Annotated in this window: 15 protein-coding genes; 3 read left to right on the top strand and 12 right to left on the bottom strand. The window is 63.5% G+C overall.

Features of this window, described 5'->3' with window-relative positions:
- Window positions 1–18: 18 nt before the first annotated feature.
- Complete coding sequence (locus tag DSC91_RS32075; protein ID WP_115782527.1) at window positions 19–1,833, top strand: putative bifunctional diguanylate cyclase/phosphodiesterase; 1,815 nt, start codon at window positions 19–21, stop codon at window positions 1,831–1,833.
- Window positions 1,834–1,924: 91 nt separating this feature from the next.
- Complete coding sequence (locus DSC91_RS32070) at window positions 1,925–3,382, top strand: HDOD domain-containing protein (protein WP_115782526.1); 1,458 nt, start codon at window positions 1,925–1,927, stop codon at window positions 3,380–3,382.
- 136 nt (window positions 3,383–3,518) lie between these two features.
- Here the strand turns inward: DSC91_RS32070 and DSC91_RS32065 are convergent, their stop codons facing one another.
- A complete protein-coding gene (locus DSC91_RS32065; protein WP_115782525.1) occupies window positions 3,519–4,889 on the bottom strand; it encodes an EAL and HDOD domain-containing protein in 1,371 nt (456 codons plus the stop codon).
- A gap of 267 nt (window positions 4,890–5,156) precedes the next feature.
- Between DSC91_RS32065 and DSC91_RS32060 the strand changes: the two genes are divergently transcribed.
- Complete coding sequence (locus tag DSC91_RS32060; protein WP_115782524.1) at window positions 5,157–5,915, top strand: acetoacetate decarboxylase; 759 nt, start codon at window positions 5,157–5,159, stop codon at window positions 5,913–5,915.
- 165 nt (window positions 5,916–6,080) lie between these two features.
- On the opposite strand, the gene DSC91_RS32055 is transcribed toward DSC91_RS32060, so the two are convergent.
- The 11 genes from DSC91_RS32055 to DSC91_RS32005 all read right to left on the bottom strand — a co-directional run bounded on the left by DSC91_RS32055 (window position 6,081) and on the right by DSC91_RS32005 (window position 17,876).
- Window positions 6,081–6,875 carry an ABC transporter substrate-binding protein gene (locus tag DSC91_RS32055; protein WP_115782523.1) on the bottom strand — a complete coding sequence of 265 codons (795 nt, stop codon included), beginning with the start codon at window positions 6,873–6,875 and terminating at the stop codon, window positions 6,081–6,083.
- Between the two features lie 270 nt (window positions 6,876–7,145).
- On the bottom strand, window positions 7,146–8,201 hold the full coding sequence (gene astE, locus DSC91_RS32050) for a succinylglutamate desuccinylase (protein ID WP_175171996.1): 1,056 nt from the start codon (window positions 8,199–8,201) through the stop codon (window positions 7,146–7,148).
- Window positions 8,185–9,525 (bottom strand): N-succinylarginine dihydrolase, encoded by a 1,341-nt coding sequence (gene astB / locus DSC91_RS32045; protein WP_115782522.1) that lies wholly within the window; start codon window positions 9,523–9,525, stop codon window positions 8,185–8,187. Before astB ends, astE begins: the two co-directional genes overlap by 17 nt.
- Window positions 9,526–9,534: 9 nt before the next feature.
- On the bottom strand, window positions 9,535–10,998 hold the full coding sequence (gene astD, locus DSC91_RS32040) for a succinylglutamate-semialdehyde dehydrogenase (protein WP_115782521.1): 1,464 nt from the start codon (window positions 10,996–10,998) through the stop codon (window positions 9,535–9,537).
- Between the two features lie 2 nt (window positions 10,999–11,000).
- Window positions 11,001–12,038 carry an arginine N-succinyltransferase gene (gene astA, locus DSC91_RS32035; RefSeq protein WP_115782520.1) on the bottom strand — a complete coding sequence of 346 codons (1,038 nt, stop codon included), beginning with the start codon at window positions 12,036–12,038 and terminating at the stop codon, window positions 11,001–11,003.
- Complete coding sequence (gene aruF / locus DSC91_RS32030) at window positions 12,035–13,093, bottom strand: arginine/ornithine succinyltransferase subunit alpha (protein ID WP_115782519.1); 1,059 nt, start codon at window positions 13,091–13,093, stop codon at window positions 12,035–12,037. The genes astA and aruF overlap by 4 nt, the downstream gene beginning before the upstream one ends.
- A 55-nt stretch (window positions 13,094–13,148) precedes the next feature.
- Window positions 13,149–14,384, bottom strand: a complete 1,236-nt coding sequence (locus DSC91_RS32025) for an aspartate aminotransferase family protein (protein WP_115782518.1) — start codon at window positions 14,382–14,384, stop codon at window positions 13,149–13,151.
- 126 nt (window positions 14,385–14,510) lie between these two features.
- On the bottom strand, window positions 14,511–15,560 hold the full coding sequence (locus tag DSC91_RS32020; protein WP_115782517.1) for a GlxA family transcriptional regulator: 1,050 nt from the start codon (window positions 15,558–15,560) through the stop codon (window positions 14,511–14,513).
- A gap of 37 nt (window positions 15,561–15,597) precedes the next feature.
- Window positions 15,598–16,389, bottom strand: a complete 792-nt coding sequence (locus DSC91_RS32015; RefSeq protein ID WP_115782516.1) for an ABC transporter ATP-binding protein — start codon at window positions 16,387–16,389, stop codon at window positions 15,598–15,600.
- A 79-nt stretch (window positions 16,390–16,468) separates the two neighbouring features.
- On the bottom strand, window positions 16,469–17,182 hold the full coding sequence (locus DSC91_RS32010) for an ABC transporter permease (RefSeq protein ID WP_030102580.1): 714 nt from the start codon (window positions 17,180–17,182) through the stop codon (window positions 16,469–16,471).
- A 4-nt stretch (window positions 17,183–17,186) separates the two neighbouring features.
- Window positions 17,187–17,876, bottom strand: a complete 690-nt coding sequence (locus DSC91_RS32005; protein ID WP_115783583.1) for an ABC transporter permease — start codon at window positions 17,874–17,876, stop codon at window positions 17,187–17,189.
- Window positions 17,877–19,073: the final 1,197 nt, after the last annotated feature.

The following is a 19,073-nucleotide window of genomic DNA, read 5'->3' as shown; positions in this document are numbered from 1 at the left end:
AGGTTGCCAGCGATAAACATGGAAGCGAACAGGATCACCGCGCCCCGCCGGGGCTCCTTGCGCACGGTCATCGACCGGTTTCGTGCGTTCGGCCGGCATGCCCACGGCAAACCCCAGGCCGGCGCCAGCCGCACCGCTCAACTGGAACAGGTGGTCGGCGCCGTCGACCTGCTGGCGCACATCGATGAGGGCCTGCGCTTTCTCTATGTGTCCGACGCCAGCCTGCGCTTCATTGGCTATCACCGCGAGTATCTCGAGACCATCACGCTGCACGATCTCGTGGCGCCCGCCGACGTGCCGCGCCTCGACGCGCTGCTGACGCGCGCCACCGCCACGGGCAACGTCGAAAAGGCTACGCTGGGCCTCATCAAGTCGCTGACCTACCCGATCACGGTCGAGCTGCGCGTGGTGCGCAGCAGCCACGACGGCATCGACGGCTATGCGGTCGCCGGCTTCGACGTATCCGCCTGGCGCGCCACCGAGGAACGCCTGACCCAGGCGCTGCATCTGGACCGCCTGACCAATCTGGCCAATCAGCCGGCGCTGATCCCCGCGCTGCTCGACGCGCAACGGCAAGCCGACGCCCATGGCACGCCGGCCGCGCTGCTGCTGCTCGACCTCGACGACTATCAGCGCGTGAACCGCGCGCTCGGCTACGATGCCGGCGACGAGATGTTGCGCGACACCGCGCGGCGTCTATTGAATATGACGAGCCCGAGCGAGACGGTGGCGCGGGTCGCCAGCGACGAATTCGCGATCCTCGTGAAACCCGCCGCGAGCCGCACCGACGCGGCCGCCGCCGCCGAAACGCTGGCGCGCCGCCTGTTGACCGCGATCCAGCAACCGTACGTCTTCAACGGCCAGCAGGTGCACCTGTCGGCGAGCATCGGCATTGCGCTCTACCCCGACGTGCGCCACGCCAACGACGACGCCGCCCACGACACGCACCTGCTGCGCTGGGCCGACCATGCCTTGCTGCAGGCCAAGGCGGCCGGCGGCAACACCCTCGCCTTCTATGTCCCGGACGACAACCCCGCCGACGCCGAGCGCCTGAAGCTGGAGGCCGACCTCTACGACGGCGTGCGCAACGGCGAGTTCTCGCTGCACTTCCAGCCGATCACGAGCAGCCGCACGCACGGCGTGGTCGGCGTCGAAGCGTTGATCCGCTGGTCGCATCCCGTGCACGGCCTCGTGCCCCCTTCGATGTTCATTCCGCTCGCGGAGTCGATCGGCCTGATCAACTTCCTCGGCAACTGGGTGTTGAAGGTCGCCTGCATGCAGTTGATCCAGTGGGACGCGCGGGGCATCTCGTTGCAATATGTCGCGGTCAACGTGTCGCCGCAGCAGTTCCGCGACCCGCGTTTCAAGGACAGCGTGCGCGAAGCGATCGAGTTGACGGGCATCGATCCGCGCCGCCTCGTGTTCGAGATCACCGAAAGCCTGCTGATGCACGACCCGGCGCACGCCAAGGGTCTGCTCGAGGAACTGACGGCGATGGGCATCCGCTTTGCGGTCGACGATTTCGGCACCGGCTATTCGAGCCTGGCTTACCTGCAACGATTCCCCCTGGCCAAACTCAAGATCGACAGGAGTTTTGTCGAGAATCTGCTAACCTCCCGGAACGATCAGGCAATCGTTAGCGCGGTCGTCGGGCTGGCACAAACGCTCGATCTCGAACTGGTTGCCGAGGGCGTCGAAACGGAAGCCCAACGCAGCCTGCTCACCGAGATGGGTTGTGACCACATACAGGGATGGCTCGTCTGCAAGGCGTTGCCTTCCGACGAACTTGCACAACGTTTCGAAGCGCGCACGCTTCACCTGCACGCCGCATAATGACGCGGGCAAACCTCGTGCGCAGCGGAAGATGCCGGCCAGGAGCCGGTGCAGCACTCATTGGAACAGGTATGGCTTTGGCGGGACTCACATGGTAAAGGCGGCGGTGCTCGACCGGCTCTGGACGCGAATGAGCGAGCGCGGCGATTTCCCCATGCTGTCGCAATCGCTGCGCACCACCATGGCGGCGATGAACAACGACGACCTCGACTTCACCGGCCTCGTGCAGGTCGTGTTGTCGGATTTCGCGTTGACGCAGAAGGTGCTGCGGCTGGCCAACTCGGCGATGTACATGGCGTTTGGCGGCAACATCACCACGGTGTCGCGCGCGCTGATGGTGCTCGGCATGGACGCGGTCGGCCATCTGGTGGTCGGCCTGAAAATCGTCGATCACTTTCATCACAGCGCACCCCGCCGTATCGACGCGAAACTCGAATTGAACCGCACGCTGCTGTCGGGCTGCGTCGCGCGCAAGCTGACCGAGCGCGGCGATCTGCGCGCCGGCGAAGAAGCCGTGGTCTGCACGCTGATGCGGCAGATCGGCAAGCTGCTGGTGGTGTTCTATCTCGACGCCGAATGGGATCAGATCCGCCGGCATATCGAGGACGGCACCCTCGAAGCCGATGCCTGCGTGCTGGTGCTCGGCGTCACGTTCGACGAGATCGGCGCCGAGGCCGCGGTCCGCTGGCGCCTGCCGGACATGATCCGCTCCGGCATGGGCGAGTTCGATCCGCTGGACGTGACGCAGCCGCGCCAGGTGCAGTGGCTGCGCGCCATCACCAACTATTCGACGGCGGTCGCCGACGTGCTGACCCAGCAGAACATGCCGGACTGGGAGCGCGAGGAACGCATCGCCGAACTGGCGCAGGAATACTGCCATCCGCTGAATACCGATCCCGACGTGTTGCAAGGGATGAGCATCGCGCTCGCCCGTGAAGAAGGCGGCGACGGCGTGATGCGCGAGATCGTGGAGTTGCGCGCCAATGCGGACGCGATCGCGCGTGAGGCGCTCAATCCGGAAGCGCGCATCGCGGCGGGCGTGGGCGATCTGCGTGGCCTGCCCGACGGCAGCGCGCTCGCGCCGGCCTTGGCGCTGGCAGCGGAAACCGTGCTGGCGGCGCTCGGCTTCGCGCGCACGGTGGTGTTCGTCAAGCACAGCAACGGCACCTTCAAGGCGCGCCTCGGTCTCGGTCCGAAGATCGACGCGGCGCTGCCGAAGCTATCGTTCAACACCGCCTTCGAGCCCGACGTGTTTCATCTCGCGATCGCGAACTCGGTCGGCATATTCATCGAGAACGCGCGCGACCCGAAGATGGTCGCGCGATTACCGGAATGGTTCCGGCGCTCGTTCGACGACGCCCGCGCCTTCGTACTGCTGCCGGTCGTCGACGAACCCAATCAGACGGTGGCGCTGCTATATGGCGACTGGTCTCATACGCAGGAGCCAAGGCGAATAACCCAGAAGGAAATGAGTGCGTTGAATGAGTTGGCCAAGGAGTTAGGGCGTTTTTTTGGCCTGGGGCAGATGCAGGAAATGGAGACGATGTGAAGACGTGGCGTGATCGTTAATCACGGTGCTTCACTCTCACCAATTCTGTATTTGCCCTAAATCACGAATCCCAGATGTGCAGAAGCCGGCATGCGCAACATGCCGGCCTCCGATTCAAATCTCGAACCTGCCCCGCTCAATCCTCGATCCGCTCCAACCCCTCGGCACTCCGATCCGCGACCCCGGCCCACGCCCCCGCCGCCAATCCAAGCAGCGCGATCTCTTCCGACGTCAACGGTTGCAAGCGCGCGCAAAGGCTGTCGATCTCATCCCACGCGCCGCACTCCAGCGCTTCAACCACCGTCAGCAGCAAGCCCAGCACGCCCTGCCGATGCAGGATGCCCGCCTGAATCGGCCGCGACAGCGTCAGCACGTTCAACGTGCTTTCGAGTGATCCGCCGAACACCGCATCGACAAACGAAAACACGCCGGTCAGAAACGCCGCATCGGCCTCGTCACGCCCCGCTTCGGGCAAGCGTTCGATCGCCAGCTCCATGAAACGCGCCCGGGTCGCCGCCAGTTGCAGCAGAGGATCGTCTTCGAGCGCGACCTTGCGGCCGTCCGCGTACAGCAGCAATTGCGTCCAGCGCGCGATCCGGTTGGTGCCGGTCGCGTTGATCGCTTCGCGCAGCGTCGTGACCTTGTGGCCGACGGCGAGGCCGCTTGAATTCGCGAGCTTCATCAGGTGCATGACCAGCACCGGATTCAGCTTGAGTTCGGCTTCCAGTTGCGCGACGGTCGGATCGCCCGACAGCAGTTGCAGCAGATTCAGCAAGGCATGTCGCGGTGCGCTGACACGCCGCGTAGTCGAGGTCTGCGCACGCGCGAAGAAGTAACCCTGGAAACGGTCGAAACCGAGACCATGCGCCTCTTCGAAATCGGCCTGCGCATCGAGACCCAGCGCAATCAGCAGCTTGCCCGCGGACTTGAGCACGCTCGTCAATTTGGGCAACAGCGCTTTCGACGCCCGCGTGAAATCGATCTTGACGACTTCCGCATAGGGCAGCAGCTTCGCAAACGTTTCATCGGGCTGCGTCACTTCGTCGAGTACGAAGCGATAGCGCCGGCCGTGCAGTTCAACGATGCGCTCGATCAGCGCATCGTCGACCAGGATCGACGGCGGCAACTCGAACATGAATCGGTCAGTGGGCAGGTGCTGGATCGAATCGTCGAACAGCATCTCGCGGCTTACGTCGACGTAAGCGGGATGCCCGGTGAGCGCACCGCGCACATTGCCCTGCATCAAGCCGCGAATCACGGCTCGCGCGACGAGCTGCGCCGGCTCGGGCGCGCGGCCCGGCAAGGCGTCGGCGGCCGGATCGGCGGCCGTTGCCGCGCCCGCGTCGGATTCGGCGCCCACGGCCAATTCCGGCGCGCGCACCTTGATCTCATAGCCGCATAGCATGCCGTCCCGATTCAGAATCGGCTGGCGCGCGAAGCTGGCATTCAGTTGCGCATCGTCCGCAGCCCCCGTATGGCTCGGATTCTCGATTGCGATGGTGGTCATTCCGGTCCCCCGCTCAGCGCCGCCCTGGCGCTTCCTGCTGTATTTTGGTTTGTGCTGCATCCAGCACACGCATCCAGGGCCCGAGGCCCTTTGCACGTGCGGTGCGCCCGGCAATTTTAGCTCAGGCCGCTGCGCGCGGACATGTCAACGCCGCAATATCTCGAAATAATTGATTGCACGTCTCACTGAAGACACGGGAAGAATCGACGATACTCTGGTGCAGTGCAGAAGCGTTCCACCACCGGCCTTTAACCACCAAGGAAAATCATGGACGTCAAAAGCGTGCTGTCAAATGCCTTCGCGATGCCGATCACCAACCCGGCGTTTCCGATGGGTCCGTATCGTTTCGTCGACCGGGAATTTCTGATCATCACTTACCGCACCGATCCGGACAAGCTGCGCGCCGTGGTGCCCGAGCCGCTCCAGATCGGCGAGCCGCTCGTGCATTACGAATTCATTCGCATGCCGGATTCGACCGGCTTCGGCGACTACACGGAAAGCGGCCAGGTGATTCCGGTGTCGTATAACGGCGTAGCAGGCGGCTACACGCTGGCCATGTATCTGGACGACCATCCGCCGATCGCCGGCGGGCGGGAACTGTGGGGCTTTCCAAAGAAGCTCGCCAAGCCGGTGCTGGAAGTGCATACCGACACGCTCGTCGGCACGCTCGACTACGGCCCGGTGCGGATCGCCACCGGCACGATGGGCTACAAACATCGGCAACTGGATCTCGCGCAGCAACAGAAGCGTCTGGAGGCGCCGAACTTCCTGCTGAAGGTGATTCCGCACGTGGACGGCACGCCGCGGATTTGCGAACTGGTGCGCTACTACCTGCAGGACATCACCCTCAAAGGCGCATGGACGGGCCCCGCCTCGCTCGAACTGGCACACCATGCTCTGGCGCCAGTCGCGGAATTGCCGGTGCTGGAAATCGTCGAGGCGCGGCATCTGCTTGCCGATCTGACGCTAGGTCTCGGTGAAGTGGTGTTCGACTATCTCGATCAGCCCGAAGCGAACGTTCGCTGACCGACTGTGGCGGTGCGGTGTGCATGAAACGTACGAACTGCACGGCACGATGCATGGGACAAGTGTCAGGCAGGCGGCGCATCACGTGCCGTCTCAATAGACAACCGGCCGCATTCAGCGGCCGGCTATATCAAGCGACAACATCCGCGCAAAGCGCACAACGCCTTACTTCAACACGACCTTCACGTCGAAGTACTTCGCGGCGAAGCGGTCGATCGTGCCATCGGCCTTCAGTTCCCTGAGCGCCTGGTTCAGCGCATCCTTCAAGGCCTTGTCGCTCTTGCGCACGCCGTAGCCAACGCCCGCGCCGAGCAGTTTTTCGTCGGTGACGGCCGGGCCGGCGAATTCAAAGCCCGCGCCTTGCGGCTTCTTCAGGAAGCCTTTCGAAGCGGCTTCCGCGTCCTGGAACGCGGCGTCCAGACGGCCCGACGCGAGGTCGGCGTAGATCTGGTCCTGCGTCTGATACGGCACGACGTCGACGCCGGCCGACGCCCAGCGCGCCTTCGCATACGTTTCCTGAATCGTGCCTTGCAGCACGCCGACGTGCTTACCCTTGAGCGAAGCCGCCGTAGGCAGCAGACCGCTGCCCTTCTTCGCGATCATCTGATTCGGAATCGTGTAGATCGGATCGGTAAAGTCGATGGCCTGGCGGCGTTGATCCGTGATCGTCATGTCCGAGTTGATCGCGTTGAACTTGCGCGCTTCCAACGCCGGAATCAGGCCGTCGAACGAATTCTCGACCCACACGCATTTCGCCTTCAGCTTGGCACACACGGCATTGCCAACGTCGATATCGAAACCTTGCAACTCGCCCGACGGCGACTTCGATTCGAACGGCGCATACGACGCCTCGACGCCGAAGCGCACTTCCTTGATGTCCGCAGCCATCGCGGTGCCTGCCGTTACCGTTGCCGTCGCGAACAGCGCGAGCGTGGCCATGTTTCGCCAATTCATCTTCATTACGGGTGTTCCTCTACGGTATTGAATAAGACGGAGCCGAATCCGGGCCAGCATGATTGCCGCGCCAAAAATGCGATTCAAACTCGTGCGGCCAGTGTGGTGCAGCGCAACAGCCGCGAGGGCGGGATTGTACAGGCTTCGCAAAGCACGCCTGGCGGGCGCCGGAAAGGACGCCCTTCACGCGACACCGCCCGGATGCACAGCGAAGGTGCAAATTCGTGTCGCGTTCAGGCAAGAGGCGGTGTGTGAAGGAAGCGAAGCGGCGGGCGGCTAAACCAGCTTCGAAAGTGTCTGCTGGGTGGTCTCGATCACCAGCAAACCAGCGCGCAAACCGGGCTTGACCGTCGCGTTGGGAAACACGAGGCGCTCCTCGTCGTGACGCACGGCGTAGCGATAATCGCCGTCGCGTGCGAGCACGGTGTCTTTCACGAAGGGCGTGAAATTCGGCACATCTTCCGCGACCAGCAGTTCGAACGCGTCGCTCTGCTTGGTGAGCTGGTCGATCACGGTGAACACGCGCGGCATCGCCGCGGGCACATTGCCGTTCCTTGTACCGGCCAGCAGATGACGCAGCGCTTCGTCCGCGCCGGCGAAACGCGTCAGATCGTTCTCACCGAATGGGCGCACCTTGCCGAGTTCGAGCGTACACGCTTCCGCGCCACAGGCCTGGGCGGTGAAGTGCGAGTACGTGTTGCCCTTGGTGGTGTGCAGCAGGACCGCGCTGATGCGCGCTTCGCCGAGCCACTCGAACATGGCGCGCGAAAACGGCTTGCCGGTATGCGGTAACAAGGCGAATTGCTCGAAAGCCGATGGACGGATCGCCGTATGCATGTCGATGTGCCAACGGGCGCCCTGCTCCGGCGACGCCGCGGCAAAAAACTGCCTTGCCGCACGCTCCAACGTCGCTGCGCGCGGCGCTTCGTGGCTGTGCGGCACTTGCTCGTGCCGTCCGCTGAAGAGGCGGTTCAGATCGTCGTCGCGGTAACGGCAGGCGTCGCGCATTGCGTCGACGTTGCCGAGTATCACCAGCAAGCGGCAAGACAAGGCGGCCTCGCCTCGCGCGATATCGCGCACGAGGTACGACAGCAGCTCGATCGGTGCGGTCTCGTCGCCGTGCACGCCGGCTGACGCGAGCACGCTGCGAGTGGTTGCATCATGCGACGCCGGCTCGAGTTGCAGAACGCCGTCGTCGAGCCACGACCACCGCACCCCGCTGGCACACGCGCCCTGCTTTTCTTCTGCGCCAGGCCGCGTCCCCGCCAGCGTATAGGCGAGGAAATCGTCGAGCATCGGAAGCGGCACGCCGTGCTCAGCGCTGGAAGTCATACAGCGAGCCCAGGCCGAGAATCTGCGTCAGTTCATCGAGCGCGGTGCGCGATTCGGCGAGCAACTGCGGATCGGTCAGATCGGCCGGTGCGAGGCGATCGCGGTAGTGCTTTTCGATCCACGTATCGAGACGGCCGAACAGCGTGTCGTTGATCCACATGCCAGGCGTCACCGCCGCGCGCTCCGCATCGTTCAACACCACGCGCAGACGCAGACACGCCGGACCGCCGCCGTTCTTCATGCTTTCGCGCAGATCGAACACGAGCACGTCGTCGATCGGACCGGTATGCGAGGTCAATTCGTCAAGGTATGCAGCCACGCGCGCGTTCTCGCGGCATTCCTGCGGCACCACCAGCACCTGCTTGCCGTCCGGGCGCGTCAGCAGCTGGCTGTTGAACAGGTACGACGTGACCGCGTCGGACACGCTCACTTGCGCATCGGGCACTTCGATCACGTTGAACTCGGCCTTCAGCCCGGAAAGCTTCGTGCGCAGCTCGTCGTACACCGCATTCTGTTCGACAAACGCGAGTTGATGGCAGAACAGCGTATTGCGGTTGCCGACTGCGATCACGTCGTTATGGAACACGCCCGCGTCGATCACGTCGGGGTTCTGCTGCGCGTACACCGTAGCCGCTTCTTTCAGACCGTGACGATGCGCGACCGCACGGCTTGCCTCGAACGTCTGACGTGCGGGAAACCGCTTCGGCTCCGGTCCGCGGCGATATTCGCTGCGCCCGTAGACGAAGAATTCGACGCCGCGTGTGCCGTATTCGGAACAGAAACGCGTGTGATTCGCCGCGCCTTCGTCGCCGAGCGCCGGCGTGCCGGGCAGCGCTTCATGCACGGCGAAACGATCGGCGTCGCTGAAAATCGCCCGCAAGGTGCGGCGCGTCGATTCATGCTCGATCGCGCGATGCAGCTTGCTGCACAGATTGGCCGGCGTGAAATGCACGCGGCCGTCGTGCGTGTCGGCCGACGGACTCACCGTCGCCGCATTCGCCGTCCACATCGCCGAGGCCGAACTCGCCGCGGCCAGCAATTCGGGCGCGTCTTTGGCAACGCGTGCGATCACCGTCGCGTCGTCGCCCGAAAAACCGAGCTCGCGCAACAGACGCATCGAAGGACGCTCCTGCGGCGGCAACACGCCCTGATGAAAGCCGAGATCGGCCAACTGCTTCATCTTGCGCAGGCCTTGCTTCGCGGCCGCCTTGGGGTTGGCAACCGACTTCTCGTTGTTCTGCGACGCGACGTTGCCGAACGAGAGTCCTGCGTAATTGTGGGTCGGGCCGACGAGACCGTCGAAATTGGCTTCAGTGGCTTGCATCGTCGATCCTTAGAATTGAAGGCCCGGCGAAACGCTCGCGGGCATTTGCAGTTGCGCGCTTTCGACGGACGCCATCGGATACGCGCAGTAGTCGGCAGCATAGAACGCGCTCGGCCGGTGATTGCCCGAACGCCCCGGACCGCCGAACGGCGCGCCCGACGACGCCCCGTTAGTCGGACGGTTCCAGTTGACGATGCCCGCGCGGATAGTGCGCTGGAAATGCGTCCACAGGGCTTCGTCGTCGGCCAGCAGGCCGGCGCAGAGGCCGAACTCGGTATCGTTGGCTTGCTCGAGCGCTTCGTTGAACGTGCCGTAGCGAATGATCTGCGCCAGCGGCCCGAAATGCTCTTCGTCGGGCAGGTCCTTCACGGCGGTCACGTCGAGAATCGCGGGCGTGACGAAGCCGAGTTTCGGATCGCGCTGCTCCATTTTCAGCAGCGCTTTCGCGCCGTCGGCGAGGAGCCGCTCCTGAGCCGCGACCAGACGCGAAGCCGCACGCGCGGAAATCACCGCACCCATGAACGGCTGCGGATCGGCGTTGTATTCGCCAACGCTGATACGCGCAGTCACTTCCGTCAGGCGTTCCACAAAGCGGTCACCGAACGCGTCGTTCGGTACGAAAATACGGCGCGCGCACGTGCAGCGCTGCCCTGCCGAAAGAAACGCCGACTGAATCGTGTGATGCACGGCGGCATCGAGATCCGCCACCGGTCCGATCACGAGCGGATTGTTGCCGCCCATCTCCAGCGCCAGCACGATCTCCGGCCGGCCACCGAACTGCTTGTGCAACAATGTTCCGGTATCCGAACTACCCGTGAAGAACAGGCCGTCGATCTGCCGATGGTTGGCAAGCGCAATGCCGGTCTCTTTCTCGCCTTGCACGAGGTTCAGCACGCCCGCGGGCAAGCCCGCATCGCGCCAGATCCCCACCGTGAGCGCCGCCACGCCCGGCGCGAGTTCGGACGGCTTGAACACCACGGCGTTACCCGCGATCAGCGCCGGCACGATATGCCCGTTCGGCAGGTGCCCCGGGAAGTTGTACGGCCCGAACACCGCGACCACGCCATGCGGACGATGCCGCAACACCGCCGTGCCGTCTGCCATCGGCGAACGCTTTTCTCCGGTGCGCTCGTTATAGGACTGAATCGAAATCTCGACCTTTGCCGCCATCGACGCCGCTTCAGTGCGCGCTTCCCACAGCGGCTTGCCGGTCTCGCGGCCAATCGCTTCGGCGAGCGCTTCCTTGCGTTCCGTGACGAGCGCGGCGAAACGGCGCACCACACCGCAACGCTCGTCGAGGCTCAAGGCCGACCACGTCGCGAACGCGCGGCGCGCGCTGCGCACCGCGCGATCGACGTCGTCCGCCGAGGCGCTGTTGCCTTCCCAAACCGTCGCGCCCGTACCCGGGTTGCGCGACGCGAATGCGGGTCCTGTGCCGGCGGCCCATTCGCCGTCGATGAAAAGCTCGCTCATGATCATCCTTGTTTGTGTTTCAGCGGCAGCACCCGAACCGGGTCGCCTGCCTTGACGTCGAGTGCGGCCGCCTCGGCGGCGCTCATGCGGAACACGCCGTCTTGCGGCACGCCCGCGGCTACGCCCACGCGAAAATCGCCGAGCGACGTATTCGATACCATCGAACGCGGTGCATCCTGCGGCGCGCCAGCCGGCACATTGGCGATCTCGACCGGCACCACCACGCTTTCGCGCACGGTGCGCAAGTCGGCGATATGGCATTCGAGCACCGGGCCCGCATCGAAGATATCGACGTGATTTTCGTAGCGCAGCCCTTCCGATTCGAGCATACGGCGCGCCGGAATCGTATCGTTATGCGTGAGGCCGACGCATTCCTGCGCCTCTTCCGGCAGCAGTTCGACATACACCGGATAGCGCGGCATCAGCTCGGCGAGAAACGCCTTGCGGCCGTGCGAGCTCAGATAGTCCGCCGCGTTGAAATCGATCTGGTAGAAATGCGAGCCGACCGCGCGCCAGAACGGCGAGGTGCCTTCCGCATCGAAATGGCCGCGCAGTTCCGCGCACAGGCGCTGCGGAAAGCGTTCGCGAAACTGCGCGAGAAACATGAAACGCGAACGCGACAGCAATCCGCCAACGCCGCTTGTGCGGTAACGCGGGCTCAGGAACAGCGAACACACTTCGGCGTAACCCGTCAGGTCATGCGAAATGTTCAGCGCGCGCATGCGTGTCCAGATGCCGAGGTCCTGGCTCGCGTGCACTACTGTGCTCACGCGATAGTTGTAGAACGGCTGCTGCAGACCGACGGACGTTTCGATGCCGCATACGCCGGCCACGTCGCCGGTGTCGGTGTCTTCCATCACGAAGAAGTAACCGGCTTCGTGCGGCTCGGCCTTGTCTTCCATCGTGCGGCGGGCACGTTCGACGCGCGCCGCGAGCGCCTCGCGATCCGGCTTGAAGGTGGTGAGACCGGGACCGGTCTCCTGCGCAAGCCGCATGAGCGCGTCCACATCGCCTCGTTGCACAACGCGAACCACGATCATCGTGCGTCTCCCGTCAAATCTTCCTGGTACGGCTGATGCAGCGGCACGCAGCGCACCGCGTCGCCCTCCTGCACGCCGAGTGCGGCGCGCGCCGCATGCGACAACCATGCGCCCATTGCTCTATCGCCCGGCAATTCGCCGAGCACGCAGCGGAACTCGCCGTCCGCACCGTTATGCGCGATCAGATACGTCGAGCCGTCGGCGGCCGCGCCGGCTTCGCGCACCACACGTGTTTCATTGTGCGTCACGCAGGCGCTGCGATCCACCTGCGCGGTCAACACCGGACCCGCGTCGAAAATATCGATGAAACGATCCGTCTCGAAGCCTTCTTCGAGGTGAATCTCATACGCGAGCAGCGCCTTCGAATCCGGCTCGCCGAGCACGCGTTGCGCCGCTTCCGGCAGCAGCGGCACATAGATCGGATAGGTCGGCATCACTTCGGCGATAAAGGTGCGGCTACGTCCGCCCGATTCGATTTCGATGTCGGCGAAATTGCGGCCGAAGAACTTGCGCCCCACCGCTTCCCAGAACGGCGACACACCCGAATCGTCGGTGACGCCGAGCAGCAGCGAGAACACCTCGGACGTGAAGCGCTTGCGATTGGCGGCGATGTACATCATTCGCGCGCGCGACATCAGATGCGCGGCCGCGTCGCCACGCAGCGACGGGTCGATATAGAAACCCGCCAGGCGGCTCTTGCCCGTCAATTCATGCGACATGGTCAGCGCGTGAATCTTGCGGTTCACGTGCAATTCACGCGACGCATGAATCAGCGCGTCGTTGCGAAACGCGTAGAACGGGTCCGAATAACCGGCTGCGGCGACGATGCTCGCCGTGCCCATCAGCTTGCCGCTCTCTGCATCCTCGAGCACGAACAGATAGAACTCCTCGCCCGGAAAATCGACATCCGCGCGAAACGAGTCTTCCGACAACGCGACGCGCGCTTCGAGCGCGCGCCGGTCGTGCGGCAGCGAATGCAGCACCGGTTGCGCGGTGCGCGCCATATGTTCGAGCGCATCGAGATCGGCGAGGCGGCCGGGGCGTACGAAGAGCATCATCGTTCCTGTTGAATGTGACGCATGATTCAGTGCTTGAGCGCGGTGCCGTGGTTCACTTCGACGCGGCTTCAGTCTTTGCGCCGACGATCTCTTCGATCGCCTTCGCCAGACGCGCGAAGCCCTCGTACATATCGTCGAGCGGCATGATCAGCGACGGCACGAAACGCAGCACGTCCGGACCCGCCATCAGCATGATCACGCCGTGCTGACCCGCAGCCGTGACGAAATCCTTTGCGCGGCCCTTGAACGCATCGGTCAATTCAGCACCGATCAGCAGACCCTTGCCCCGCACTTCCTTGAACAGGCCAAAGCGTTCATTGAGTTTCGCGAGTTGACCCTTCAACGCCTCGCTGCGCGTACGCACGCCTTCGAGCACCTTCGGATCGCTGATCAGCTCGACCACCTTCTCCGCGATCGCCGCGCCCAGCGGATTGCCGCCGTAGGTCGTGCCATGCACGCCGACCTTGAAGTGCGCAGCCAGTTCGTTCGTGGTCAGCATCGCGCCGATCGGGAAACCGTTGCCGAGCGCCTTCGCGGTGGTCAGGATGTCCGGCGTCACGCCGGTGTCCTGATACGCGTAGAAATGGCCGCTGCGGCCCACGCCCGTTTGTACCTCGTCAAAAATCAGCAGGGCGCCGTGCTGATCGCAGGCTTCGCGCAACGCCTTCAGGAACGCCGGATCGGCCGGGATCACCCCGCCTTCGCCCTGGATCGGCTCCACGATCACCGCACAGGTTTGCGCGCCGATGGCCTTCTTCGCCGCTTCGATGTCGTTGTATGGCAAGTGGGTAATGCCGGCCGGCACCGGACCGAAACCTTCCGAATACTTCGGCTGACCACCGACGCTCACCGTGAAGAACGTGCGGCCATGGAACGACTGCGTGAACGAGATGATTTCGATCTTGTCGGCGCCATGACGCTCGAACGCGACGCGGCGTGCCAGCTTCAGCGCGGCTTCGTTCGCTTCCGCGCCCGAATTGGCGAAGAACGCGCGGTCGGCGAAGGTCAGGTCCTCGAGACGTTTGGCGAGACGCAGCACCGGTTCGTTGGTGTAGCCGTTACCGATGTGCCACAGCTTGGCGCCCTGGTCGTGCAGGACTTTCAGCAGTTCAGGATGGCCATGACCGAGCGCGGTGACGGCGATACCGCCGGCGAAGTCGATATAGTCGCGGCCTTGCGTATCCCAGACGCGTGAGCCGAGACCGCGATCCGGCACGAAGGCGGCGGGCGCAAACACCGGCACCATCACTTCGTCGAAGGTCTGGCGTGTCACAGTCAGGTCGTTCATGGCAAATCCTCGTTACAGGTGAGAGGTAATACACGTAGTGTAGGAAACCGCACGCGATACGTCTTGCGCATACGCGACGCTTTCTATGAGCTTCCGGGCGGCCAGGTCGCGCGGCATGTCACTGGCTTATTCCGCCTGGTCGGGCCGTTCGATCAACGCGGCCGGCCGCGGCTCGCCGGCCGCGGCGCCGGTCGCACCGGTCTGCTTGTCGATCCAGTTACGACGATCCTCGCGCGGTGTGACACCAAAGCGTTCGCGGTACGCATTCGAAAAGTGCGCCGCCGACGAAAACCCGCAAGCCAGGCTGATCTGCACCACCGATTTGCTGGTGCGCTGCAATTGCGTGCGCGCTTTCGAAAGCCGCAGCCCCAGATAGTATTTGGACGGCATCGAGCCGAGGTACTGACGAAACAGCCGCTCCAGCTGACGCCGCGAGACGCCGACGAGACCCGCGATTTCGTCGGTGGTCAGCGGGTCTTCGATATTCGCTTCCATCAGCATGAGCGCGTCGTTCAGACGCGGATGACGCTCGCCCGGTGCGGTCACGAACGGAATGCGCTGCCGCTCCTCGCCCGCGCGCAACACGCCGACGCCCAGCGTATCGGCGATCCGGTCCGCCAACTCAGGCCCGTGATCGCGGCCGATCATGGCGAGCATGAAGTCGACGGTTGCCTGACCGCCCGCGCAGGTGGCGCGATCACGGTCGATTTCGAAAATCTGCTGGGTAACGATCGAGCGCTCGAACTGTTCGGAGAACTGCTGGTAGGTTTCCCAGTTGACGCTCACGCGATAGCCGGACAACTGCCCCGCCATCGCCAGCCACCAGACGCCGTGATGGATGCCGGTGACGAGCGGCGTACGCTGCCCGACGCGCGAAAGACTGGCGAGAAAGAGCCGGTAGTCGGCGAATTGCTGGAACCGTTCGCTGACGATGATCAGCCAGTCGCACGAAATCGCGTCGCCGAAGGCGGCATCGGCCGGCCATAGCGCCCCGCCCGACAAAGGCACCGCGCGGCCGTCCCACGAACATACCTGCACGCGGTACAGCGCCCGGCCGTCGATTTCGTTGGCGAGATTGAGCGCGTCGACAATCGGCCCGACGCCCGACATCGACACCGGCGGCAAAGCGACGATGGCGACCTGCGTGGTGCGAGCCGGGTTGGACGTGCGAGCCATCACTTGTCGGTAAAACGCGAAAAGCGCGGGCCGCGCGTTACTTCAGGCTGCCGGACAGGAACTGCTTGAGCCGTTCGCTGCGTGGCGTGGTCAGCACGTCGGCGGGCAAGCCCTCTTCTTCGGTGCGGCCCTGGTGCAGGAACATCACATGGTTCGACACGTTGCGCGCGAAACCCATTTCGTGCGTCACGACGATCATCGTGCGGCCTTCTTCGGCGAGCTTCTGCATCACCTTCAGCACTTCGCCGACCAGTTCGGGATCGAGCGCGGACGTGGGTTCGTCGAACAGCATGACGTCAGGGTTCATCGCCAGCGCCCGCGCAATGGCGACGCGCTGCTGCTGACCGCCCGACAGATGCGACGGATACTGTTTTTCCAGACGCGGCGCGAGACCCACTTTCTCGAGATATTCGCGCGCCCGCTCTTCGGCTTCGCGACGCGGCAAGCCAAGCACGTGAATCGGCGCTTCGACGATGTTCTCGATCACGTTCATGTGCGCCCACAAGTTGAAGTGCTGGAACACCATCGCGAGTTTCGTGCGGATGCGTTGCAGCTGCTTGTGATCGGCCACTTCGAGATTGCCGGCGCGGTCTGTTTTGGTCTTGACCATTTCGCCGTCGACGACGATCTGCCCCGCGTTCGGCCGCTCCAGAAAATTGATGCAGCGCAGGAAGGTGCTCTTGCCCGACCCGCTCGCGCCGATGATGCTGATCACGTCACCCTTGTTCGCGTTCAGCGACACGCTCTTGAGCACTTCGTTGTCGCCGTAGCGCTTGTGGATGTCCTGGACGGCGAGCTTGCAAGCTTCGGTTTGAGTCGTGTGGAGCAAGATGCTCTCCCTTTGAAAATACGGATCAATCTACGTGAGGGCGCGAACCCGCCGCGCCGTTCAAACGAAACATGCCTGCTCAGTGTGTGCGCACTGCCAGGTAACCCAGCCAGTGACGCTCCGCGCGGCGGAACAAGGCGACCAGCGCGAACGACACCACCAGGTAAATCAGCGCCGCGAGGCCGAACGCATCGAACGACTGATACGTGGCGGAATTCGCATCGCGCGCCACCTTCAGGATGTCCGGCACCGTGGCCGTAAACGCGACCGTGGTGGCGTGCAGCATCAGGATCACTTCGTTACTGTACAACGGTAGCGCCCGGCGCAGCGCGGACGGTATCACAATGCGGCGATACATCGTGAACCAGCTCATGCCGTAAGCCCGGGCCGCTTCCACTTCGCCGTGCGAAGTGGAACGGATCGCGCCGGCGAAGATCTCGGTGGTGTACGCGCAGGTGTTCAGGGCGAACGCGAGAATCGCGCAGTGAAAACCGCTGCGGAAAAACGCGTCGAGCAGCTGATGCGAGCGTACGAACTCGAGGCTGTACATGCCGGTATAGATCAGCAGCAGTTGCACGTACAACGGCGTGCCGCGAAACACGTAGGTGTAGAGACGCACCGGCGTCGACAGCCAGCGCTTCTTCGACACGCGCGCCACCGCGAGCGGAATCGCCATGAAAAAGCCGATCCCGATCGACGCCACCAGCAGCCACAGCGTGACCGCCAGACCGGACATGCGCTGACCGTCCCAGTACAGGAACGCGCGCCAGAATTGATTGAGAATATCGATCATGGTCTTAGAGCTCCGCGTGGCGCACACCGATGGAATAGCGCTTTTCCAGCCAGATCAGCACGAGATTCGACGCGGTGGTGATCGCCAGATAGATCAGCGCGGCGACCAGAATGAAGAAAAACATGTTGAAGGTGCTCTTGCCGGCGTCCTGGGCGGCTTTGACGACATCGGCGAGACCGATGATCGACACCAGCGCCGTGGCCTTGACCAGCACCTGCCAGTTGTTGCCGATGCCCGGCAGCGCGAAGCGCATCATCTGCGGAAACAGGATGCGCGTGAACACCCGCGTGCCGCTCATGCCATACGCACTGCCCGCTTCGAGCTGGCCGCGCGGCACCGCGAGAAACGCGCCGCGGAAGGTCTCGGTGAAGTACGCGCCGTAGATGAAACCGAGCGTCAGCACGCCGGCCACGAACGGATCGATATCGAACTGCGGCAGATTGAGCGCGTCGGTGAGATTGTTGACGGCGATCTGGATGCTGTAGAACAGCAGCAGCATCAGCACGAGATCGGGCACCGAGCGGATCAGCGTCGTATAGCCGGTTGCGATCGCCCTGAGCGGGCGGTTGAAGGAGAGTTTCGCCGCCGCGCCCGCGAGGCCGAGCAGCACGGAGGCTGCCAGCGACAGGACGGACAGCTCGATCGTCTGGATCGTGCCGGCCAGCAACACCGGGCCAAAGCCGTAAAGGAACACGCGTGTCTCCATCCAGGTTTCATTGAGGACGTCATGGATGGGGTCGGGTCATGCGTGCCCGACTCATCCGGTATGGCGCGGAGTCTCCCAAGCGAAAATTAATTTCTCAAAGGGGGGCGGAGGGGATGCTGCGGCGCAGCAACGAGGTGTTTGCCGCGGCTTGGCGCTGGCGGGGCTTGGTTTTGGGGGTGATATGGGTTTGTAAGGTGGTCAGTGCGCTGCGAGCGCTGCCGCGATTTAGCAAGTTTTGAGTCGCTTTTTCGATAGAGGGTGGGGGGGTGCCTTCGGCGGGGGATGGGGGTTGGGTTGCCTGCGGCGGTGGCTTTTCCTTGATCTGCTTGCCTGTTTTGCGCTTCTTGTCCTTGTGCTTACGGTGTTGTCTTTCCTTGATCTGGATTTGGTGCCTTTCCTTGAATTGCTAGTGGTTTATTAGCGTTCGCCCCTGTGCGGGGCAGGCACTCACTTCTCTTTGCCGCCGCAAAGAGAAGTAAGCAAGAGAAAGCGGCTCACACCGCTCCTGCTAAGTGGGCACCGTAGCTCGCACAGGGTAGTGGTGCATCTGGAATCCGTGCCCTCGCACCTTCTGGCGTTAGTGACAAGGGACTCATCAGCTCCCACTCCGCACTGCGTGCGTCGCGGACGGGTCTGCCAGGGAAACCAGGGGCTTCGGTTCAAGTCAGTGGGGCCGTCGGCTTCGCCTCGGCAACGCGCTTTCCACTCTCCGCCCCCCGCGTCAAATGAGTTGTCGCCGTGCTTCAATCGCCGCCCCGGTCCTAGCCCCGATCACAACTACAGTTGCGGTTGCGGTTGCGGTTGCGGTTGCCGTTGCCGTTGCCGTTCCGATCGCAATCGCATTGGCAGTGGCGATTACCACTGCGATGGCGGCGCAATGACGAGCCACAGACCGGTGGTGGGACGTGAGCGCCAAAATTTAGCGGGTGGTTTTGTGAAGTGCTCTTCGGCGCGCGTAGCGCCGCCGGAAGTATGACGCCCTTGTCACACGCACAGGCAGGCGCACGAACACAGATTCCAGATGCACCACTGCCCGTTGCGAGCTGCGGGACCCACTTAGCAGGATCGGTGTGAGCCGCTTTCTCTTGCTTACTTCTCTTTGCGGCGGCAAAGAGAAGTAAGTGCCTGCCCCGCACAGGGGCGAACGCTAATAGACCACTAGCAATTCAAGGAAAGCCCAACGCC

The organism is Paraburkholderia caffeinilytica, assembly GCF_003368325.1.
Taxonomy (GTDB): domain Bacteria; phylum Pseudomonadota; class Gammaproteobacteria; order Burkholderiales; family Burkholderiaceae; genus Paraburkholderia; species Paraburkholderia caffeinilytica.
This window is presented reverse-complemented; position numbering and strand designations above follow the sequence as displayed.

Excerpts from the sequence above, each read along its gene's own strand:
- DSC91_RS32055 (WP_115782523.1), bottom strand. The coding sequence starts at position 6,875 with ATGAAGATGAATTGGCGAAACATGGCCACGCTCGCGCTGTTCGCGACG.
- DSC91_RS32060 (WP_115782524.1), top strand. The coding sequence starts at position 5,157 with ATGGACGTCAAAAGCGTGCTGTCAAATGCCTTCGCGATGCCGATCACC.
- astE (WP_175171996.1), bottom strand. The coding sequence starts at position 8,201 with ATGACTTCCAGCGCTGAGCACGGCGTGCCGCTTCCGATGCTCGACGAT.
- astA (WP_115782520.1), bottom strand. The coding sequence starts at position 12,038 with ATGATCGTGGTTCGCGTTGTGCAACGAGGCGATGTGGACGCGCTCATG.
- DSC91_RS32065 (WP_115782525.1), bottom strand. The coding sequence starts at position 4,889 with ATGACCACCATCGCAATCGAGAATCCGAGCCATACGGGGGCTGCGGAC.
- DSC91_RS32025 (WP_115782518.1), bottom strand. The coding sequence starts at position 14,384 with ATGAACGACCTGACTGTGACACGCCAGACCTTCGACGAAGTGATGGTG.
- DSC91_RS32020 (WP_115782517.1), bottom strand. The coding sequence starts at position 15,560 with ATGGCTCGCACGTCCAACCCGGCTCGCACCACGCAGGTCGCCATCGTC.
- DSC91_RS32070 (WP_115782526.1), top strand. The coding sequence starts at position 1,925 with ATGGTAAAGGCGGCGGTGCTCGACCGGCTCTGGACGCGAATGAGCGAG.
- astB (WP_115782522.1), bottom strand. The coding sequence starts at position 9,525 with ATGCAAGCCACTGAAGCCAATTTCGACGGTCTCGTCGGCCCGACCCAC.
- astD (WP_115782521.1), bottom strand. The coding sequence starts at position 10,998 with ATGAGCGAGCTTTTCATCGACGGCGAATGGGCCGCCGGCACAGGACCC.
- DSC91_RS32075 (WP_115782527.1), top strand. The coding sequence starts at position 19 with ATGGAAGCGAACAGGATCACCGCGCCCCGCCGGGGCTCCTTGCGCACG.
- aruF (WP_115782519.1), bottom strand. The coding sequence starts at position 13,093 with ATGCTCTTCGTACGCCCCGGCCGCCTCGCCGATCTCGATGCGCTCGAA.
- DSC91_RS32010 (WP_030102580.1), bottom strand. The coding sequence starts at position 17,182 with ATGATCGATATTCTCAATCAATTCTGGCGCGCGTTCCTGTACTGGGAC.